The 18,031-nt window shown below is 67.6% G+C and carries 24 protein-coding genes; 22 read left to right on the top strand and 2 right to left on the bottom strand.

What is annotated here, in order from left to right; translation table 11 throughout:
• Positions 1-117: 117 nt before the first annotated feature.
• The 4 genes from U8326_RS12160 (at position 118) to U8326_RS12175 (ending at position 2,694) form a co-directional block, all read left to right on the top strand.
• A complete protein-coding gene (locus tag U8326_RS12160; RefSeq protein WP_324743600.1) occupies positions 118-507 on the top strand; it encodes a response regulator in 390 nt (129 codons plus the stop codon).
• Between the two features lie 113 nt (positions 508-620).
• Complete coding sequence (locus tag U8326_RS12165; protein WP_324740585.1) at positions 621-860, top strand: acyl carrier protein; 240 nt, start codon at positions 621-623, stop codon at positions 858-860.
• Between the two features lie 8 nt (positions 861-868).
• Positions 869-2,068, top strand: a complete 1,200-nt coding sequence (spt, locus tag U8326_RS12170) for a serine palmitoyltransferase (RefSeq protein WP_324740586.1) — start codon at positions 869-871, stop codon at positions 2,066-2,068.
• A gap of 191 nt (positions 2,069-2,259) precedes the next feature.
• Positions 2,260-2,694 carry an OsmC family protein gene (locus U8326_RS12175; RefSeq protein ID WP_324740587.1) on the top strand — a complete coding sequence of 145 codons (435 nt, stop codon included), beginning with the start codon at positions 2,260-2,262 and terminating at the stop codon, positions 2,692-2,694.
• Positions 2,695-2,720: 26 nt separating this feature from the next.
• Here U8326_RS12175 and U8326_RS12180 read toward each other — a convergent pair whose 3' ends face one another.
• Positions 2,721-2,990 (bottom strand): usg protein, encoded by a 270-nt coding sequence (locus tag U8326_RS12180; protein ID WP_324740588.1) that lies wholly within the window; start codon positions 2,988-2,990, stop codon positions 2,721-2,723.
• Between the two features lie 184 nt (positions 2,991-3,174).
• Between U8326_RS12180 and U8326_RS12185 the strand changes: the two genes are divergently transcribed.
• Positions 3,175-3,477 carry a PilZ domain-containing protein gene (locus U8326_RS12185; protein WP_324740589.1) on the top strand — a complete coding sequence of 101 codons (303 nt, stop codon included), beginning with the start codon at positions 3,175-3,177 and terminating at the stop codon, positions 3,475-3,477.
• Positions 3,478-3,729: 252 nt separating this feature from the next.
• Here U8326_RS12185 and U8326_RS12190 read toward each other — a convergent pair whose 3' ends face one another.
• Positions 3,730-4,368, bottom strand: a complete 639-nt coding sequence (locus U8326_RS12190; RefSeq protein WP_324740590.1) for a YqaA family protein — start codon at positions 4,366-4,368, stop codon at positions 3,730-3,732.
• 265 nt (positions 4,369-4,633) lie between these two features.
• Between U8326_RS12190 and U8326_RS12195 the strand changes: the two genes are divergently transcribed.
• The 17 genes from U8326_RS12195 (at position 4,634) to U8326_RS12275 (ending at position 18,026) form a co-directional block, all read left to right on the top strand.
• On the top strand, positions 4,634-6,562 hold the full coding sequence (locus U8326_RS12195) for a glycosyltransferase (RefSeq protein WP_324740591.1): 1,929 nt from the start codon (positions 4,634-4,636) through the stop codon (positions 6,560-6,562).
• 131 nt (positions 6,563-6,693) lie between these two features.
• On the top strand, positions 6,694-7,200 hold the full coding sequence (locus U8326_RS12200) for a hypothetical protein (RefSeq protein WP_324740592.1): 507 nt from the start codon (positions 6,694-6,696) through the stop codon (positions 7,198-7,200).
• Positions 7,193-8,524, top strand: a complete 1,332-nt coding sequence (locus U8326_RS12205) for a DNA-packaging protein (RefSeq protein ID WP_416385482.1) — start codon at positions 7,193-7,195, stop codon at positions 8,522-8,524. The genes U8326_RS12200 and U8326_RS12205 overlap by 8 nt, the downstream gene beginning before the upstream one ends.
• A gap of 80 nt (positions 8,525-8,604) precedes the next feature.
• Entirely contained in the window at positions 8,605-9,762 is a 1,158-nt protein-coding gene (locus tag U8326_RS12210; RefSeq protein ID WP_324743602.1) for a phage portal protein, read from the top strand.
• On the top strand, positions 9,762-10,070 hold the full coding sequence (locus tag U8326_RS12215) for a DUF6127 family protein (RefSeq protein ID WP_324743604.1): 309 nt from the start codon (positions 9,762-9,764) through the stop codon (positions 10,068-10,070). The genes U8326_RS12210 and U8326_RS12215 overlap by 1 nt, the downstream gene beginning before the upstream one ends.
• On the top strand, positions 10,067-10,492 hold the full coding sequence (locus tag U8326_RS12220; protein WP_324740593.1) for an HK97 family phage prohead protease: 426 nt from the start codon (positions 10,067-10,069) through the stop codon (positions 10,490-10,492). Before U8326_RS12215 ends, U8326_RS12220 begins: the two co-directional genes overlap by 4 nt.
• 90 nt (positions 10,493-10,582) lie before the next feature.
• Entirely contained in the window at positions 10,583-11,710 is a 1,128-nt protein-coding gene (locus U8326_RS12225) for a phage major capsid protein (protein ID WP_324740595.1), read from the top strand.
• 76 nt (positions 11,711-11,786) lie between these two features.
• Positions 11,787-12,335: a head-tail connector protein gene (locus tag U8326_RS12230; protein ID WP_324740596.1), complete on the top strand. Its 549-nt coding sequence runs from the start codon at positions 11,787-11,789 to the stop codon at positions 12,333-12,335.
• Complete coding sequence (locus U8326_RS12235; protein ID WP_324740597.1) at positions 12,332-12,502, top strand: hypothetical protein; 171 nt, start codon at positions 12,332-12,334, stop codon at positions 12,500-12,502. The genes U8326_RS12230 and U8326_RS12235 overlap by 4 nt, the downstream gene beginning before the upstream one ends.
• Before the next feature lie 5 nt (positions 12,503-12,507).
• Positions 12,508-12,897, top strand: coding sequence for a DUF3168 domain-containing protein (locus U8326_RS12240; protein ID WP_324740598.1), 390 nt, complete (start codon positions 12,508-12,510; stop codon positions 12,895-12,897).
• Positions 12,898-12,918: 21 nt separating this feature from the next.
• Complete coding sequence (locus U8326_RS12245; protein ID WP_324740599.1) at positions 12,919-13,326, top strand: phage tail protein; 408 nt, start codon at positions 12,919-12,921, stop codon at positions 13,324-13,326.
• Entirely contained in the window at positions 13,323-13,637 is a 315-nt protein-coding gene (locus U8326_RS12250; RefSeq protein ID WP_324740600.1) for a gene transfer agent family protein, read from the top strand. Before U8326_RS12245 ends, U8326_RS12250 begins: the two co-directional genes overlap by 4 nt.
• Positions 13,634-13,831 (top strand): phage tail assembly chaperone, encoded by a 198-nt coding sequence (locus U8326_RS12255; RefSeq protein ID WP_324740602.1) that lies wholly within the window; start codon positions 13,634-13,636, stop codon positions 13,829-13,831. The genes U8326_RS12250 and U8326_RS12255 overlap by 4 nt, the downstream gene beginning before the upstream one ends.
• Complete coding sequence (locus U8326_RS12260; RefSeq protein ID WP_324740603.1) at positions 13,821-14,414, top strand: tail tape measure protein; 594 nt, start codon at positions 13,821-13,823, stop codon at positions 14,412-14,414. Before U8326_RS12255 ends, U8326_RS12260 begins: the two co-directional genes overlap by 11 nt.
• A gap of 47 nt (positions 14,415-14,461) precedes the next feature.
• On the top strand, positions 14,462-16,798 hold the full coding sequence (locus tag U8326_RS12265) for a DUF2460 domain-containing protein (protein ID WP_324740604.1): 2,337 nt from the start codon (positions 14,462-14,464) through the stop codon (positions 16,796-16,798).
• On the top strand, positions 16,795-17,616 hold the full coding sequence (locus U8326_RS12270) for a DUF2163 domain-containing protein (protein ID WP_324740605.1): 822 nt from the start codon (positions 16,795-16,797) through the stop codon (positions 17,614-17,616). Before U8326_RS12265 ends, U8326_RS12270 begins: the two co-directional genes overlap by 4 nt.
• Positions 17,613-18,026, top strand: a complete 414-nt coding sequence (locus tag U8326_RS12275; RefSeq protein WP_324740606.1) for an NlpC/P60 family protein — start codon at positions 17,613-17,615, stop codon at positions 18,024-18,026. Before U8326_RS12270 ends, U8326_RS12275 begins: the two co-directional genes overlap by 4 nt.
• Positions 18,027-18,031 lie beyond the last annotated feature (5 nt).

The raw sequence follows: 18,031 nt of genomic DNA on the forward strand, positions 1-18,031 counted from the left end.
TTCGGCATCGTTAACCGAATTTTTCGATTGGTAAATTATTTGTCACCACCTTTCGAGCGACGTATGAACGAGTCGCGACTGTTCTGCCTTTGGGGGGTAGAAGCGACCGGGGGCAAGATGATGAAACGTATCCTCGTTGTCGAGGACAACGATCTCAACCGGAAACTGTTCTGCGACGTGCTCGCGGCGAACGGTTTTTCCGTCGAGCCCGTCGCCGACGGGGAAATGGCGATAGACCGGGCCAGGGCTTTCGTGCCCAATCTCGTCATCATGGACATTCAGCTTCCCAATGTGTCGGGTCTGGACCTGATCGCCAGGCTCAAGCGCGACGCGAACCTGCGCAACACGCCGGTTCTGGCGGTCACCGCCTATGCCGGCAAGGGCGACGAGGAGCGGATTCGCGAAGTCGGCGCGCAGGGCTATCTGGCCAAGCCGGTGTCGATCGGGCCGTTCATGGCGGCCGTGAGAAACCTCATCGACCGGGATTCGCGCGAAGCAGCCGCTTGACAATTTCGGCTCCACGCCGCTTTTGCGCCGCAATCGCCTGATTTCTTGCATCGCATCGTCTAGGCCGAAAACCGGCTGCCGCTTTCCGGCGCGATGAGCTAGGAGCCTCCACCATGGACCGTGCCCAAACCGACGCCCGCATCCGCGGCCTGATCGAGCCCTTCAACAAGAAGGGCATCGCCATTTCGGATGAGACGACCTTCGCCGGCGATCTCGAATTCGACAGCCTGACGGTGATGGATTTCGTCGCCGCCATCGAGGACGAGTTCGACATCATCATCAGCATGAACCAGCAGGCCGAGATCGAAACCTACGGCCAGCTGGTGGATGCAGTAGTCAAGCTGCAGAGCTGAACGGCACGATGACCGATCTCTTTTCGAAGTTCGATCCGCTGATTCAGCAGCGCGAAACCCTGCTCGCCAGCGGGGTGGAAGATCCGTTCAGCCTGGTGATGGAAAAGGTGCTCTCCCCCACCGAGGCGATCTGCAACGGCCGGCGCACGATCCTGCTGGGCACCTACAATTACATGGGGATGACCTTCGATCCCGATGTGATCGCGGCCGGCAAGGATGCGCTCGACAATTACGGTTCCGGCACCACCGGCAGCCGCGTCCTCAACGGCACCTATCAGGGCCATAAGGAGTGCGAGGAAGCACTGAAGCAATTCTACGCCATGGACCATGCCATGGTGTTCTCCACCGGCTATCAGGCCAACCTCGGAATCATCAGCACCATCGCCGGAAAGGACGATTACATCGTCCTCGACATCGACAGCCATGCCAGCATCTGGGACGGCTGCTCGCTCGGCAATGCGCAGGTCGTGCCGTTCAGGCACAATGACATCGAGGCGATGGAAAAGCGCCTCAGGCGCATCCCGGCAGGCGCGGGCAAGCTGGTGGTGCTGGAAGGCGTCTATTCGATGCTGGGCGATGTCGCCCCGCTCAAGAAGATGATCGCGGTCGCCAAGGCCAATGGCGCGATGGTGCTGGTGGACGAAGCGCATTCGATGGGCTTCATCGGGCCGAACGGGCGCGGCGTGGCGGAAGAACAGGGCGTGCTGGATCAGGTCGATTTCGTGATCGGCACCTTTTCCAAGAGCGTCGGCACGGTGGGCGGCTTCTGCGTCTCCAACCACCCCAAGTTCGAGATCATGCGGCTGGTCTGCCGCCCCTATGTCTTCACCGCCAGCCTGCCGCCGAGCGTGGTCGCCACCGCCGCCACCAGCATCCGCAAGCTGATGGCCGGATCGAACAAGCGCGCGCATCTGTGGGAAAATTCCCGCACCCTGCACGGCGGCCTGAAATCGCTTGGTTTCCAGCTCGGCACGGAAGAGCCGCAAAGCGCGATCATCGCGGTAATCATGCCGGACCTGGAGCGCGGCGCGGCGATGTGGGAAGCGCTGCTGAAGGAAGGGCTCTACGTCAATCTCGCCCGCCCGCCGGCAACCCCGGCCAACATGACCCTGCTGCGCTGCTCGCTCTGCGCCGAGCACACCGAGCAGCAGGTCGGCACCATCCTCGGCATGTTCGAGCGGGCCGGCAAGGCGGTCGGGATAATCTGAGCGGGCCTGAAGGCCGTTCAGCTATCCTCGCGCCGCTCCAGGAATCCTGGCGGCGCTGCGGGCGGCCGGTCGGCCTTGCGGTCGGTTCCGCCGACCCGGGCCGGAACTTGCATGGGAATGTCCACCCCCGCCCGGGAACCTTCGGGCCCTCTCGCTCGTCTTTCCGGCAGGCAATGCAGGAGGGCAGCACAATGGCGATCGTCAACCACGGCAGCGCGCGATACGAAGGCCTCGGCAAGGATGGCAAGGGCCATATTTCCACCGGCTCGGGCGCGTTGAAGGACCAGCCCTACGGCTTCAACACCCGTTTCGAATCCGCGCCCGGCACCAATCCCGAGGAACTGATCGCGGCCGCCCACGCCAGCTGCTTCACCATGGCCCTGTCCTTCGCCCTCGCCCGCGCGGGCTTCGCGGACGGAACGCTGGAAACCACCGCCAAGGTATCCCTTGAAAAGGACGGCGACGGCTTCACCGTCACTCGCTCCGACCTGTCGCTGAGCGCCCGGGTGCCGGGCATCGACCGCGCCAAATTCGAGGAGATCGCGGCCGACGCCAAGGCCAATTGCCCGATCTCCAAGCTGCTGAACGCGGACATCACGCTGGACATCGCATCGTTCGACGGCTGACCAGAGGCCCGCACACCAGGCATCCGTCAGTTGATGGTGATGATCCCGTCCACCGCCCGCCATTCCGCCGGGCCGATCAGATGCTTGTGAACCACGCTGACGGAATGGAGCGCGGCCTCGATCTCGCGCCGCCAGTAATCCAGAAACCGATCAAGCTCGGGAAAGCGCGGCGCGATGTCATATTGCTGCATCACGAACTGCTGGATGAGGCTGGGATGGTCGGGCAGGTAATAATGGATCGCGACGGTCGAAAGACCGTACCCTTCCAATTGTCTCGCGAAATCCCGGCTTGCCATGGCCCCCGCTACGAAACAGGTTCGGCGGGCAATATCATGCAATGCGCCATGCTTCGTCAAGTGCCTGTTTTGCCGCCCAGAATCCTGGCCGCCGGCGAATCGGAACCTTACGCCCCCTCGAGAGTCGTGGAGAAACCCGGCGCGGCGTTGCCGTGCCCGAGCCACGGGATATAACCCTGAAGCGATGAGCGCCAGACGCGAAGAGCGAATTCCGGTCGAGATCCTGAGCCGCTACCGCTCGGGCACGGGCCGCGCCCATATCGTGCAGGTCTACGATCTTTCGCCATCGGGCTGCCGCCTGCACCAGAATTTCTCGGTGCTCGAAAGCGGCAAGCTGCTCACCATCCGGCTCGGCGATGTCGGGCCGATCGAATCCGTCGTGCGCTGGAAGGAAGGGCTGAACGTGGGGTTGGAATTCCTGGTCCCGCTCCACCCTTCGGTGTTCGATCACATCGTGTCCCGCTACGGGCGCGGCGGGAGCGGCTGATCCGGCGGAAGACAGGATTTTCCCTGTTTTTCCGTGATTTCCGAGTCAGCCAGTGTTCCACTTGCTTCGAAATCACTCTTAGCCTGTTGCCGTGATTTCCGAGTCAGCCAGTGTTCCACTTGCTTCGAAATCACTCTTAGCCTGTTGCCGTGATTTCCGAGTCAGCCAGTGTTCCACTTGCTTCGAAATCACTCTTAGCCTGTTGCCGTGATTTCCGAGCCAGCAAGTGTTTCCACTTGCTTCGAAATCACTCTAGCCGGCCGACGCAGCCGCCGCCACGGCGCAGCGTTCGCGGGTCTGCTCGCCCCCGCCGCCCAGCAGGGTGATGGCCAGGAATCCGCCCACCACCAGCGCCAGGAAGATCGCGGTGGCGGTTCCCAGATATTCGTCGATGAAGCGCTTGATCGAAGCGCCGAACAGGCGGAACAGCACGCCCACGATCATGAAACTGATCGAGCGCGAGACGATGCTGGCCAGGATGAAGGGCACCAGCGCCATGTGGATGAAGCCGGCGGTGATCGTCAGCAGCTTGAAGGGGATCGGCGTGGCCCCCTTTATCATGATGATCTCCGCGCCGTATTCGCGCAGATAGCAGGCCGCCACCGGGAAACTTTCGGTCATTCCCAACCAGCCGAGAAGCTGGGTTCCCACCGTATCGTACAGCCCCCAGCCGATGGCGTAGCCCAGCAGCCCGCCCAGCACCGAGGCGAAGGTGGCGATTGCCGCGAACTTCACCGCCTTCTTCGGCTCGGCCAGGCACATCAGCCCCAGCAGCGGATGCGGCGGAATCGGGAAGAAGCTCGCCTCTACGAAGCTGAACATGGCCAGCCACCAGACCGCGTGAGGATGAGCCGCCTTGGCCATGGTCCAGTCATAGAGGCTGCGCAGCATGGCCGTCCGATACTCCTTCGCGGTTGCACACTACGCTTAGGGGAGCCGATTCCGCCCGGCAAGCGCTTGCGCGAGGTCGGCGGCGAAAGGTCCGAAATTGTCGATGCCCAATGCAATTCGGCGGCAAAAACAGGGCGATTCGTCGCACCGGCCGTTGCTCCGGCGGTAACCATACCCATTCAGGCCGAAGCTTTATCGGGTTGGCGCAAAGGCAATAAGGATTCCGGTCGCGCGGCTGCCCGATTTCAATTGCGAGGTTTGGCACGTGCCGTTTCCCGCCCGCGCGGATTTCGATCCGTGGCTCGTCCATTGCGCCGTGATGGCGCTGCTGATCGCCCTGTGGGCGGCCCGCCCCTTCTTTTCCCGCATTCTTCCCGGGGCTTGGAAACAGCGGCCCGATGCGGAAGAAACGATCGAGCTTGCCGCGGTATCGGCAGTAGGGCTGGGGCTTTCGGCGCTGCTGGCGGGCGGCATCGCCGCCGTGCTGCCGCCTTTCCTGTTCGTCCTGTCGGCCATACTGCTGATCCGCCGGCTGGCGTGGCGGCTGACCGCGCCGGGCGCGGCCTGGCTGACCATCGAATTCGTGGCCCTGCTGGTCGGCTGGTTCTGGACCTGCCTGTTCATCCACGAGGCGGCATTGCCCTATGCCGGGGAAGTGCTGGCGCTGTGCGGCATCACGGCCGGGCTGGGCCTCGCCTTGCTGGGGCGGGTCGAGCGGATCGCGCGCGAAGCGATGCTGACCCATGAATGGTGGCAGCTTCCCGTTTCCGCCCGATCCGATCACGGGCCGATGCGGCCCTATCGGGTATCCATCCACCTGCCCTGCTATGCCGAGCCGCCCGAAGTGGTGAAGGAAACCATGAACCGGCTGGCCGCGCTGGATTACGGCAATTTCGAGGTTCTCGTCTGCGACAACAACACCAGGGACGAAGCGCTGTGGCGCCCGCTGGAGGAGCATTGCCGCCGGTTGAACGCGGCGGCGGGCAAGGCAATCTTCCGCTTCTTCCACATATCCCCGCTGCCGGGGGCGAAGGCGGGCGCGCTCAATTTCTGCCTGGAGCGGATGGACCCGGCAACCGAGATCGTCGCGGTGGTCGACGCCGACTATTATTCGGAGCCGGATTTCCTGTCGCGGCTGGTGCCCTTCTTCGACGATACCCGGGTAGGCTATGTCCAGACCCCGCATGATTACCGCGATTATGCGGGCAATGCCTATCTGACCGGCAGCTATTGGGAATACATGCCCAACAACAAGGTCGATATGCCGGGGGTCAGCGAATATGGCGGGGCCTTCACCATCGGCACCATGTGCCTGTTGCGGGCGCGGGTGCTGCGCGCGGTGGGCGGCTGGGCGGAATGGTGCCTGACCGAGGATTCCGAAGTGTCGGTGCGCCTGCGCGCCGCCGGCTTCAGCGGGATCTACCTGCGCGAAACCTTCGGGCGCGGCCTGATCCCGGACAGTTTCGAGGATTACAAGAAGCAGCGCTTCCGCTGGACGGCGGGGCCGGTGCAGCAATTGCGGCGCCACTGGCGGCTGTTCCTGCCTTCGCCCTGGGCGCGGCCGATGCCGGGCTGGACCAAGCTGCTGGAGGTGCTGCGCTGCATCGCCCCGCTGCAGACGCTGGCGGGGGTGATGTCCGGCCTGCTGCTGATGGGCGGAATCGCCATGGCCGTCGCCACCGATGCGATGGCCCCGCTGGTGGTGCCCGCCATGGCCTGGGCGATCCTGCCGCTGGCCGGTGCGACCCTGCTGGTGCGCACCTGGCATCGCTATCGCCTGAGCGGCTGCCGCCGGATCGGCGAGATGGTGCGCGGCGAGATCGCGCGCGCCTCGCTCACCTACGTCGTCCTGCTGGCGGGCGTCGCGGGCCTGTCGAGCAAGCCGCTGGCCTGGCGGCGCACCCCGAAGTTCGGCGCCAGGGAGGGGTTGCTCTCCGCCATCGGCGCGGCCCTGCCCGAAACCCTGCTGGGGGGCCTTTGCCTAGCCGCATCCGCCGCCGTCCTGTCGGCCCATGCGGCGCTGGGCACGGGCTTCGCCGCGCTGGCCGCGGGCGGACTGCTGCTGTCGGGCCTGCGCTTCCTCGCCGCGCCCTATATGGCCGGGTTGGCCGTGGCGGAGGCGCGCAAGCGCGAGGAGGGCGATCTGCCCCGCGATCTCGACAGCGCGGCGTGGGACACGCCAGCGGTGGCCTGAGTTGCAAATAACCCATTTGGTTATTTATCCTTGACATCGTAACGCTGATCTGGCACATAAAGGGAACATCGCGATAAAGCGATTCGGGCCTTGCGTCCGCTCCAACCAGACCAGCAACGGACAACATCGTCATGGCGAACCGCGCCGTGCGCCAGACCGCGCGCACCAAACTGCATCCCGCACAGAAGGCCGGGGAAAAGGACAGGCTCGACCGCCATTGGCGGCGCCTGTTCCTCGACACCCTGGCGGATACTTCCAACGTCACCCGGTCCGCTGAGGCGGCGGGCATCAACCCGGCGCGCGCTTATCTCGTGCGCCGGATCGAGCCGGAGTTCGCCCGCCAGTGGCGCGCGGCGCTGCTCGAAGGCTACGAGAATCTGGAGATGGAAACGCTCCATCGCCTGCGCAGCGGCACGGCGAAGGACGATCCGAAATTCGACGTCGCCAATGCGATCCGCCTGCTGGTGCTGCACCGGGAAACCGTGGCGAGGCAGCGGGCGGACCACGCGCCGGCCGACGAAGGCTCCATCCTCGCCTCGATCAACGCCAAGTTCGCCGCCCGGCGGGCCCGGGAGCAGGCGGTTGCCGCCCTGTTCGGGAAGGAAGCCCGCAAGCCGGCGGGCGGCGGCCGTGATTGAGCCGGATCACCTGCGCTGGCTCAAGGCGATCGGGGAAGCCGGCCGCGATGCCTGCCTGGCCGAGCTGCGCGAGACCGAGCAGCACATGCTGGACCGGCACTGGCCGCTGTGGGCCCGGCCCGAGCAGCTGCCCCCGCCGGGCGACTGGCGCATCTGGCTGATCTGCGCCGGGCGCGGCTTCGGCAAGACCCGCGCCGGGGCAGAATGGGTGCGCCATGTCGCCGGCGCGGCCCCGCAGGCGCGAATCGCCCTGGCCGGCGCGTCGATGGCGGAAACACGAGCGATCATGGTGGAAGGCGAGAGCGGCATCCTGGCGGTCTCCCCACCCCATTGCCGCCCGCTGTTCGAGCCTTCGCTGCGGCGGCTCACCTGGCCGAACGGAGCGCGGGCCTTCCTCTATTCGGCGGCCGAGCCGGAAGGGCTGCGCGGGCCGCAGCACAGCCATGGCTGGTGCGACGAGATCGGCAAGTGGGACGCCAGCGGCGGAAGGGCGCTGCGAACCTGGGACAATCTGCTGCTGGGGATGCGGTCGGGGGAGGATGGCCGCATCGTGGCCACCACCACGCCCCGCGCCGTGCCGCTGGTGCAGCGGCTGATCGCGGAAGCGGAGACCGGCGAAGTCGCGATCACGCGCGGCTCCACCTACGACAATGCCGCCAACCTGCCCGCCCGGTTCCTCCGCGCCATGCATCGCCAGTTCGGCAGCGGCGTCTTTGCCCGGCAGGAGCTGGGCGGCGAGATGCTGGAAGACGTGGAAGGCGCGCTGTGGAGCCGGGCCCTGCTGGAGCAGTGCCGCGCGGCAACGCCCGGCGAGCCGCCGGTCCGGATCGTGGTGGGGGTCGACCCGCCCGCTTCGGCCCAGGGCGACGAATGCGGCATCGTGGTGGCCGGGATCACCGGCACGGGCCTGGGGTTGGTGCTGGCGGATTGCTCCGTCGCCCGCCCCAGCCCGGAACGCTGGGCGCGGGCCGTGGCCACGGCGGCGGAGCACTGGCAAGCCGACCGCGTGGTCGCCGAAGCGAACCAGGGCGGCGCAATGGTGGCCAGCGTGCTGCGCGCCGCCGATCACGCCCTGCCGGTCCGCCTCGTCCATGCCAGCCGGGGCAAGGCCGCGCGGGCGGAGCCGGTCGCCGCGCTCTATGAGGCCGGGCGAGTGCGCCATGCGGGCGGCTTTCCCGCGCTGGAGGACCAGCTGTGCGGGCTGATGCCGGGCGGAACCTATCAGGGGCCGGGGCGCAGCCCCGACCGCGCCGATGCGCTGGTCTGGGCCTTGACCGAGCTGATGCTGAAACCCCGGGCCGTGCCGCGCGTGTGGCAATTCTGAAGCCGGCCCCTTCACCGTGCATGATTCCGCTCGCCCTGAACCTGTCGAAGGGCGAATCCCTCCTCCTGAAAGGTCTTCCCATGTCGTTCCTCTCCACCATCGCCGCCGCCTTCAAGGGCGGGGACGCGGGCCGCATGCCGCTCGCCCGCAGTGTGACATCCCCTTGGGCCTATGCCTTCGAGCGGGCGGGCCCGGCACCGCCCTACGAATATCGCCGCGCGGTGGGCCGCGCCTATATCGAGAACCCGGTGGCGCAGCGCGCCGTGCGGCTGGTGGCCGAAGGGGTGGGCAATGCCCCGCTGCTGTCGGATGACGAGCGGCTGCTGCCGCTGGTCGCGGCCACCAGCGCCGGGCAATCGCTGCTGGAAACGCTGGCGGCGCAGGTGCTGCTACATGGCAACGGCTATGTGCAGATATTGAAGGACGCCGCCGGGCAGCCGCTGGAGCTGTTCGCCCTGCGCCCGGAACGGGTATCGGTGGTGCCCGATCCGCAGGGCTGGCCCGCAGCCTATGCCTACAAGGCGGGGGACCGCACCGTGCAGATCCCGCTGGAGGATGACGGCGGCTGGCCCAATTTGATCCACATCCGGACCTTCCATCCCGCCTGCGACCATTATGGCGCGGGCTGCCTTTCCGCGGCGGAACAGGCGGTGGCGATCCACAATGCCGCCGCCGCGTGGAACCGGGCCTTGCTGGAGAACGCCGCGCGGCCCTCCGGCGCGCTGCTGCTCGATCCGGGCGAGAGCGGCGGGCTGACCGCCGATCAGTTCGAGCGGCTGAAGGCGGAGCTCGCCACCGCCTTCTCGGGGCAGGCCAATGCCGGGCGGCCGATGCTGCTGGAAGGCGGGCTGAAATGGCAGAGCCTGTCGATGACCCCGGCCGACATGGATTTCGCCGGGCTGAAGGCTGCGGCGGCGCGCGATATCGCGCTGGCTTTCGGGGTGCCGCCGATGCTGCTCGGCCTGCCGGGCGATTCGACCTATGCCAATTACCGCGAGGCCAACCGCGCGCTGTGGCGGCTCACCCTGCTGCCGCTGGCGGGCAAGATCCTCTCCGCCCTGTGCGAAGGGCTGGCCCCGTGGTTCCCCAAGGCGCGGCTGACGGTGGACCTCGATCATATTCCCGCCCTCGCCGAGGATCGCGAGCGCTTGTGGGCGCAGCTTTCCGCCGCCGATTTCCTGAGCGACGCGGAAAAGCGGGAAATGCTGGGCCTCCAGCCCGCGCAAGGAGACGCATGATGAGCACGGAAGGAACACTGGCGCGGCTGGCCGCCCAGGCCGCCGAAGGAGGGGGCGAGCTTGCCGCCCTGCGGACCCTGATCGCGGAAGCCGGCGAGCTGGGCGCGGATCGCGCGCTCGCCCGGCTCGGCCTGGCCGATGAAGGCGCGCGGGCGGACATCGACGAGCTGCGCGTGCTGCTGCGGGCTTGGCGCGACGCCAAGGCCAGCGCCTGGAAGGCAACGCTGGACTGGGCGGTGCGCGGCTGCCTCGCCCTGCTGCTGGTCGGCATCGCCATGCGGCTGGGGGTCGGAGGGCTGCTGCGATGAACGGCCTTAGCTCCCCTCTCTCACCCGGCCCCCTGCGCCTCGCCGGCTACGCCGCACTGTTCGACGTGGCGGATGGCGCGCGGGATACGATCCGGCCTGGCGCGTTCCGCCGCACTCTGGCCGGGCGCGGCGAGCCGCTGCCGCTGTTGTGGCAGCATCGCCCCGGCCAGCGCATCGGCTGGATCGAGCGCGTGGAGGAAGACCGGCGCGGCCTGCGCGTGATCGCCCGGCTGGACGACCCGCAAACCCGGGCCGCCGTGGCGCTCCGCAGCCGGGAGATCGGCGGCCTCAGCTTCGGCTATCGCGCCCGCCGATATGAACGCAGCGGCAAGGGCCGCCTGCTGCACGACATAGACCTGTTCGAGATCAGCCTCGTCAGCCACCCGCTCCAGCAAGGAGCACGGGTGCATATGATCGCCTGATACCCATCGCGAAACATCCCACTCTCCCGACGGCCGCCATCAAGGCGGCCTTTTTTATGCAGAAAGGTGAACTGCCCCATGGATATGGAAATGGAACATGAGACCGAAGCGCTGGCCGCCAGCTTCGATATCGTCGCGCGCCAGGATGCGGCCGAAGGCGCGATCAAGCTGTTGCGCTCCGACGTGGACGAGGTGAAGGCCCGGCTCGACCGGGTCAGCCGCGCCGCCGCCCGCCCCGCGCTGGACGGCGCGCGCAGCGACATCGAGGTCAAGAGCTTCGTCGACAATTACCTGCGGCATGGCCGCGAGACGGAGTTCAAGTCGCTGAATGCAACCGTCCTTGCCGATGGCGGCTATGCCGTCCCGCGCGAAATCGACGCGCTGATCGCCAGCGAATTGAAGGAGATCAGCCCGATCCGCTCGATCGCGCAAGTGGTGCAGACCGGCAGCGCCGGTTACCGCAAGCTCCTCGCCACGGGCGGCACCGCCAGCGGCTGGGTCAGCGAGACGGCGGGACGGCCGGAGACGGACGCACCGAAATTCGCCGAGATCGCCCCGCCCACCGGCGAGCTTTACGCCAATCCGGCGGCGAGCCAGGCCATGCTGGACGATGCCGCCTTCGATCTGGAAGGCTGGCTGGCCAGCGAGATCGCGATGGAATTCGCCCGGGCGGAAGGCGCGGCCTTCGTCAACGGATCGGGCGTCAACCGGCCCAAGGGCTTCCTCGCCGCGCCGGTTTCGACCGCGAGCGACGCGGCGCGGGCTTTCGGCACGCTGCAATATGTCGGCTCCGGCGATACGGCCGGGCTGGGCACCATGATGGAAATCGTCCTGATCGATCTGGTCCACACCATGAAGGCCGGCCATCGCCAGGGCGCAAGCTGGGTGATGAACTCCGCCACGCTGGCCGAGGTGCGCAAGCTCAAGACGGCGGACGGCGCCTTCCTGTGGCAGCCGGGGCTGGTGGAAGGCCAGCCGGACCGCCTGCTCGGCTATCCGGTGGTGGAAGCCGAGGACATGCCCGATATCGCGGCGGGCGCCTTCCCCATCGCCTTCGGCAATTTCAAGGCCGGCTATCTGATCGCGGAACGCAGCGCGACCACGATCCTGCGCGATCCCTTCACCAACAAGCCCTTCGTCCATTTCTACGCCACCCGGCGCGTGGGCGGGCAGGTGCTGGATAGCGCCGCGATCAAGCTGCTGAAGATCGAGGAGTAGTTTTTCCTTACGTGCCCGCGCGGGCCATCTGGCCCACGCCGGCGCATGAGGCCAAATAAAAAGAAAGGAAACCGCGATGAAGCGGACGATCATCACTCCCGCCGCATTGCCGGATGCCGCGCTGGACGAGCTGAAAGCCTGGCTCGCCATCACCACCGCACAGGACGATGACCCGCTGCGAGCCTTGCTGCGCGCCGCGCTGGAGCTGTGCGAGGCCTTCACCGGCCGCATGCCCCTGGAAGCCGCCTGTGAGGAAATGCTGCCCGCCTGCGGCGGCTGGCAGTCGCTTTCGACCAGGCCGGTGCAGGCGGTCACCCAGGTCGAAGGCATTCCCGCCGATGGCGCGCGCTTCGCCCTGCCTTCTCCGGATTACGCAATCGATCTCGACGCGGATGGCGGGGCGAGCCTGCGCCTGCTGCGCCAGGGCAGCGCGGGGCGGATCGCGGTCCGCTTCGTGGCCGGACTGGCCCCCGGCTGGGCGGAGTTGCCCGATGGCATCCGCCATGGGGTGATCCGCCTGGCGGCCCATCATTATCGCCAGCGCGATCTCGACGCCATGCAGGCCGTTCCACCCGCCGCCGTGGCGGCGCTGTGGCGGCCCTGGCGCCGGATGCGGCTGGGATGATCGCGGCCAGGCTGCGTTCGGGCGGCAGCGCCTTCGCCGCCGGCCTTGCCCGCAAGGCCGCACTGCTGGCGCAAGCCCATGCGGAACAACGCCTGCTGGCGCGGCGGGCCGACCCTCTGCGCTGGCGCATGGCCCGCCTGCTCTGGCCCCTGTTCACGAAAGGCTGACCACCATGGAAATCCCCTTGCGCGCGGCGCTGCTGGCCTGGCTTCGCGCCGATCCGGCGCTGGCGCCCAACCTCAATATCGCCACCGAGGAAGCGCCGGTGCGCGCCCATCCGCCGTGGCTGAACATAGCGGCGAGCGCCAGCAGCGACTGGAGCGCCAAGGACCGTATCGGGCGGGAAGTGCGGATCGCACTGGAACTCCATTGCCGGGGCAACGATCCGGCCACTGCCGCCGATCTCGTCCGGGCGATCGAGGCACGGATCGCCAGCCTGCCGCGCGCACAGGCCGGGTTTGCCCTCGTCACCGCGCAATTCCTGCGCGCCCGCGCCGAACAGCGCGCCAACAACACCCGCGCGGTGCTGCTCGAATACCGCTTCCGCGTTCTTGCGGACTGATCCACTTCAAGGAGACAGATCATGACAGCCCAGAAAGGCAGCGCCTTCCTCCTCAAGATCGGGGATGGCGCGATACCCCTCGCCTACCGCACCGTCGCGGGCCTGCGCACCACGCAGATGAGCATCAATGGCGACACGGTGGTCGTCACCAACAAGGGATCGGGCGGCTGGCGCGAGCTGCTCTCCGGCGCGGGCACGCGCTCCGTCACTGTCAATGCCGCCGGGATCTTCCTCGGCAGCGATGCCGAAACAGCGATCCGCGCCAACGCCCTGGCCGGAACCCTGGACGATTACGAATTGTCGTTCGAGGATGGCGAGAAGCTGCATGGCCGCTTCCTGATCCAGCGGCTGGACTATGCCGGGGATTTCAATGGCGAGCGCAATTATGCGCTGGTGCTGGAAAGCTCCGGCCCGGTGGTGCCGGCATGACCGGCTTTGCCAATCCCCTGCGCGGGGAAGCGCAATTGCCCATCGCCGGGGCGCCGCGCCTGCTGCGCCCCAGCTTCACCGCGCTGGTCGCCGCGGAAGAGGAACTCGGCCCGCTGTTCGCACTGGTCGAGCGCGCCGGAGCCGGGCAGCTTCGCCTTGCCGAGATCGCCGCGCTGTTCTGGCACTGCCTTGCGGACAGGCAGGGCATCACGCGCGAGCAGGTGGGCGCGGCCGTGCTGGAGGCGGGCCTCGCGGCCACCGCCACGCCGCTGCGCATGCTGCTCGGCGAGATCCTGCGCGGGCAGCAATGAACCGGGCGTTCGGGCCAGCCGCCCTGCGTCTCTGCGCTTTCGCCGCACAGCTGCTGGGCTGGCGGCCCGCCCACTTCTGGAACGCAACCCCGGCCGAGCTGGCGGCAGCGCTCGTCCCCTGCGCGGCGGACGGCGCAACCCCACTGAGCCGGGCGGAACTGCAAACCCTGCTGGAGCAAGAGAATGACGGATGATCCGGTCGACACGCTGCTGGTGGAGGTTCGCGCCGGCACCCAGGGCTTCGCCAGCGATATTCAGGCGATGCGGGCCAATCTGGATGCCACGCTGTTCGATGGCTTCTCCCGCGCCGGGTCTGTGCTGGAACGCGGCCTGATTTCCGCCATCGGCCGTAGCAGCACGGGTTTCGACGACCTCAAGCGCGTCGCCCTGCGCACCATGGACGAGATCGCCGCCCGCGCGGTACAGGCTGGCCTGGGCTCGATCGGCGTGGGCATGGCCGGAGCGGGCAATGGCGCACTCGGCCTGGGCAGCCTGCTCTCCGGCACGCTGGGCGTGATCCTCGGCCTGCCGGGCCGGGCGATGGGCGGGTCCGTCTCGCCCGGACGCCCCTATCTCGTCGGCGAACGCGGGCCGGAACTCTTCGTGCCGACCAGCGCCGGACAGGTCGAGAATGGCCTGAGCGGGAACGCGCGCCAGCCGCGCGAGGTGCGGGTGGCGATCCAGCTTGCCGCGCCGCGCGGCGCGTCCGCTCCGGTGGCCCTGCAACGTTCGGCCCGGCAAGTGGCCAGCTCGGTGCGCAAGGCGTTGATGGGATAACCCGCCTCGTCTTCCTTCTTTCACCCCTCACTCCAAAGGAAACGAACATGGCATTCTGGCTCGCCCGCCGGCGTGACGGGCAGGATTCGGAGTGGATACAGCGCTTCGACCCGCGCTTCTGGACGGTCAATTTCCCCCGCCCAATGATGGCTTCGGTGGTGACGACCGCCCCCGATGCGCTGCGGATGGATGTGGAATTCCACCGCAGGAGCGACCTTGCCGGGCTGATCTGGGAAAGCGAGGACAACTTCGACCATCCGCTGCTCGCCTACGCCACCGACCGCGATTATTCGCGCACCGCGCTGCGCTTTCGCTGGACCTCCTCCGGCATCCTGCCGCTCGATGCGCCGAACGGCCCCGCCCTTACCATCGAAGGGCGCAATGCCACGGGGGGCGAGACGCGCTGGTATGTGCGGCTGTGGAACTACGCGCAGGGCACGCCCGAGGATGCGCAGATCGCCATCCCCTTCTCCGCGCTGACTTCCGGCTGGTCCTCCGACGATCCCTCCGCGACCGAGGTCCACCCGGCCGACATCGACCGGATGTTCATCTCGCTCGCGCCGCCGGGCTTCGTGCCGGAAGACGATACGCCGCTGGAGACACGCGCGGACGGCTGGCTCGAACTGACCAACATCGCCTGCGAGGGCGACCGGCCCATGCTCGAGGCGGGCGACGTGATGCTGCCGCCGCATGGCATCCAGATCGCCACGGCCTATGACGACAGCTACAATCTGACCCCCGAGCGGATACTGCGCAATATTCGCGGCCTCGGCTATCGCGGGCGGATCGTTCATTACGTGGGGATGAGCCATTTCTTCCGGCTGGTTGCGGAAGAAGGCGCGATGCTGGCCGATCCGGCGGGCACGCTCTGCAATCCGGGCCGCCAGTGGCACCAGGCCTATTTCGCGGAATGCGCGCGGCAAGGCTACCAGCCGATCGCATCGCTTTCCTACGAGCTGTTCGCCGACCATTGCCCCGATGGCTGGCGGCAGCGCGCGGTGGATGGTGCCCCCGCCCTGACCGGCTGGGTGCCGCCATCCACCTTGCTTTCGCCCGCCCATACGGAGGCGATGAGCTGGCTGCGGGCCGTCGCCGCCCATTTCGTCGCCCTGCTGGAGGAGGCCGGATTGCCGGTGCTGTTCCAGATCGGGGAGCCATGGTGGTGGACCTTCGCCGATGGGCGGATCTGCCTTTATGACGAGGCCGCGCGCCTGGCCTTGGGCAGTGAAGGCGAGCCGCCCGAAATCGCCGATATGCGGGCCCCGCTGGACGCAGCCCAGCTGGCCCTGCTTGATGCGGCGGGCGCGCTGCTCGCCCAATCGACGGCGGATCTGACCGCGACGATCCGTGCCGCCGCCACCGGCCCGGCCGAAGTGCTACTGCTGGCCTTCACGCCGACGATCCTCGATCCCGCCATGCCCGAGCTGCGCCGGGCCAACCTGCCGCCCGGCTGGGCCTGGCCTGCCTTCGACCGGCTGCAGCTGGAGGATTACGACTGGCTGACCGGCGGGGCGGAAGCGCAGCGGCGGGCAGCCTATCAATGGGTGCAGGATCGCCTCGGCTATCCGGTCGAAAACCAGGATTATTTCTCCGGCTTCGTGCTGCTGGCGGACAATGCCGAAAGCTACTGGCCGAAGATCGACGCCGCGCTGGACGAAGCACAAACGCGCGGCTTGAGCCAGCGCTTCGTCTGGGCGCTGCCCCAGGTCAATCGCGATGGCTACACCCGCCTCGCATATTCTCAGGACAACGATATGCAAGCCTTCGACGATGTGCCCTATCCGCTGGCGTTGGGGCGCGATGCCTCGGTCTGCCCGGAATTTTCCACCTCCGTCGCAGTCACCGCCTCCGGCCATGAGCGCCGCGGCAGCCTGTGGGCCGACGCCAGGCTCCGCTTCGATGTCGGGCCGGGCATCCGCTCCGAGGAAGAACTGGGCGTGCTGATCGCCTTCTTCCGGGCAAGGCGCGGGGCGGCGCGCGGCTTCCGCCTGACCGATCCGTTCGACTTCAGCTCGAATGGCGGCACGGCCCCGCCGACCGGCGCCGATCAGCTGCTCGGCATCGGGGACGGGGCGACCGCCAGCTTCCAGCTGGTGAAGCGCTATGGCGAAGAGCCGGACCCGCAGCTGCGCCGCATAACGCGCCCGCAGCCCGGCACCGTGTCCATCAGCGTAGATGGGGTGGAAGCCGGCGGATGGACCCTCGAACCGGGCGGGCGCGTAGTCTTCGCCAGCGCTCCGACCACGGGCGCGGTGATCCGGGCGGGCTTCCTGTTCGATGTGCCGGTGCGTTTCGCCGAGGACCGGCTGGACATCGCCGGCGCCAATTTCCGCGCGGGCGAAGCACCGAGCGTTCCCCTGATCGAAATTCGCGAGGCGGTATGAGCCGGATATTCTATCGCGAGCAGCTGGAAACGCTCGCGGCCTTCTGGCGCATTCACCGCCGCGATGGGGTGACGCTGGGCTTCACTGCCCATGATCGCGACCTCTGGTTCGATGGCGTCCGGCACCGCGCCGCGCCGGGCATGGTGCCCTCCGCGATCCGGCGAATTGCCGATCTCGAACCCGACAGCGCGGAAGTGGAAGGCGCCTTGACCCACGATGCGATCTCCACCGCCGACCTCGCGGCAGGGCGCTTCGACGGCGCCACAATGCGCATCGGTATCGTGGACTGGATCAGTCTGGAGCGGGCGATCCTCTATCGCGGAACGATTGGCGCGATCTCGCGGGAAGATGTCCGCTTCACCGCCGAACTGCTTTCGGCCAAGTCCGCGCTGGCGGTGGACCCGGTGCCCTACACCAGCCCTACCTGCCGTGCCGGGTTTTGCGGGCCGGGCTGCGCCTTGTCCGCGCGGCGCTTCACCCGTGAGGCGCAGGTCGCCGCTATCGACTTCGCCGCCAACCGCGTGGAATTTGCCGGCGGACCCGATCCGCAGCTGCTGGCCCATGGCGAACTGCGCTGGATCGATGGGCCGCAGGCAGGGATCGCGATGCGGGTGATGGCGGCGGACGGGGCCGGCATCATGCTCGACAGGATGCTCGACCCGAGCCTGACTGCCGGCACGCGGGCGAGGTTGAGCGAAGGCTGCGACCGGAGAATCGCCACTTGCGCCACCCGCTTCGGCAACGCCGCCAATTTCCAGGGCGAACCGTTCCTGCCCGGCAACGACCTGCTGGCGCGCTATGGCGTCCCCCCGCAATGAGCGGCGATGGAACAGCGCTGGCGAAGGCGGCCGAAGCTCTGGCGGGTGCGCCATTCCGGCTGCACGGGCGCGATCCGGAAACCGGGCTGGATTGCGTCGGACTGTGCCTTGCGGCGCTCGCGGCGATCGGCCGCCCGGTCCGCGTCCCGGCCTGCTACGGGCTTCGCAATCGGAGCATCGCGAGCCTCCTGCGCTTCGCGGACGAGGCCGGGCTTGCCGAAGCGGTTGGACCGATCCAGCCCGGAGACATCATCCTGACCAGGCCGGGCGCGGCCCAGTTCCATCTTTCCATCGCGGCCGGCCCCGGACGCTTCATCCATGCCCATGCCGGATTGCGGCGGGTGGTCGTCACCCCCGGTCCGCTGGTGGCGCCCGTGCTTCGCCATTGGCGCATAACCCCCTTTCCCTGAGGACA

Origin of the sequence: Tsuneonella sp. CC-YZS046 (genome assembly GCF_035581365.1) — a bacterium.
Taxonomy (GTDB): Bacteria; Pseudomonadota; Alphaproteobacteria; order Sphingomonadales; family Sphingomonadaceae; genus JAWKXU01.

Bases quoted from the DNA above. Each gene is read 5' to 3' on its own strand.
- U8326_RS12260 (WP_324740603.1), top strand. From the start codon at position 13,821: ATGACGGATGATCCGGTCGACACGCTGCTGGTGGAGGTTCGCGCCGGC.
- U8326_RS12185 (WP_324740589.1), top strand. From the start codon at position 3,175: ATGAGCGCCAGACGCGAAGAGCGAATTCCGGTCGAGATCCTGAGCCGC.
- U8326_RS12180 (WP_324740588.1), bottom strand. From the start codon at position 2,990: ATGGCAAGCCGGGATTTCGCGAGACAATTGGAAGGGTACGGTCTTTCG.
- U8326_RS12175 (WP_324740587.1), top strand. From the start codon at position 2,260: ATGGCGATCGTCAACCACGGCAGCGCGCGATACGAAGGCCTCGGCAAG.
- U8326_RS12160 (WP_324743600.1), top strand. From the start codon at position 118: ATGATGAAACGTATCCTCGTTGTCGAGGACAACGATCTCAACCGGAAA.
- U8326_RS12225 (WP_324740595.1), top strand. From the start codon at position 10,583: ATGGAACATGAGACCGAAGCGCTGGCCGCCAGCTTCGATATCGTCGCG.
- U8326_RS12215 (WP_324743604.1), top strand. From the start codon at position 9,762: ATGAGCACGGAAGGAACACTGGCGCGGCTGGCCGCCCAGGCCGCCGAA.
- spt (WP_324740586.1), top strand. From the start codon at position 869: ATGACCGATCTCTTTTCGAAGTTCGATCCGCTGATTCAGCAGCGCGAA.
- U8326_RS12190 (WP_324740590.1), bottom strand. From the start codon at position 4,368: ATGCTGCGCAGCCTCTATGACTGGACCATGGCCAAGGCGGCTCATCCT.
- U8326_RS12210 (WP_324743602.1), top strand. From the start codon at position 8,605: ATGTCGTTCCTCTCCACCATCGCCGCCGCCTTCAAGGGCGGGGACGCG.
- U8326_RS12255 (WP_324740602.1), top strand. From the start codon at position 13,634: ATGAACCGGGCGTTCGGGCCAGCCGCCCTGCGTCTCTGCGCTTTCGCC.
- U8326_RS12230 (WP_324740596.1), top strand. From the start codon at position 11,787: ATGAAGCGGACGATCATCACTCCCGCCGCATTGCCGGATGCCGCGCTG.
- U8326_RS12250 (WP_324740600.1), top strand. From the start codon at position 13,323: ATGACCGGCTTTGCCAATCCCCTGCGCGGGGAAGCGCAATTGCCCATC.
- U8326_RS12240 (WP_324740598.1), top strand. From the start codon at position 12,508: ATGGAAATCCCCTTGCGCGCGGCGCTGCTGGCCTGGCTTCGCGCCGAT.
- U8326_RS12275 (WP_324740606.1), top strand. From the start codon at position 17,613: ATGAGCGGCGATGGAACAGCGCTGGCGAAGGCGGCCGAAGCTCTGGCG.
- U8326_RS12245 (WP_324740599.1), top strand. From the start codon at position 12,919: ATGACAGCCCAGAAAGGCAGCGCCTTCCTCCTCAAGATCGGGGATGGC.
- U8326_RS12220 (WP_324740593.1), top strand. From the start codon at position 10,067: ATGAACGGCCTTAGCTCCCCTCTCTCACCCGGCCCCCTGCGCCTCGCC.
- U8326_RS12165 (WP_324740585.1), top strand. From the start codon at position 621: ATGGACCGTGCCCAAACCGACGCCCGCATCCGCGGCCTGATCGAGCCC.
- U8326_RS12235 (WP_324740597.1), top strand. From the start codon at position 12,332: ATGATCGCGGCCAGGCTGCGTTCGGGCGGCAGCGCCTTCGCCGCCGGC.
- U8326_RS12265 (WP_324740604.1), top strand. From the start codon at position 14,462: ATGGCATTCTGGCTCGCCCGCCGGCGTGACGGGCAGGATTCGGAGTGG.
- U8326_RS12200 (WP_324740592.1), top strand. From the start codon at position 6,694: ATGGCGAACCGCGCCGTGCGCCAGACCGCGCGCACCAAACTGCATCCC.
- U8326_RS12270 (WP_324740605.1), top strand. From the start codon at position 16,795: ATGAGCCGGATATTCTATCGCGAGCAGCTGGAAACGCTCGCGGCCTTC.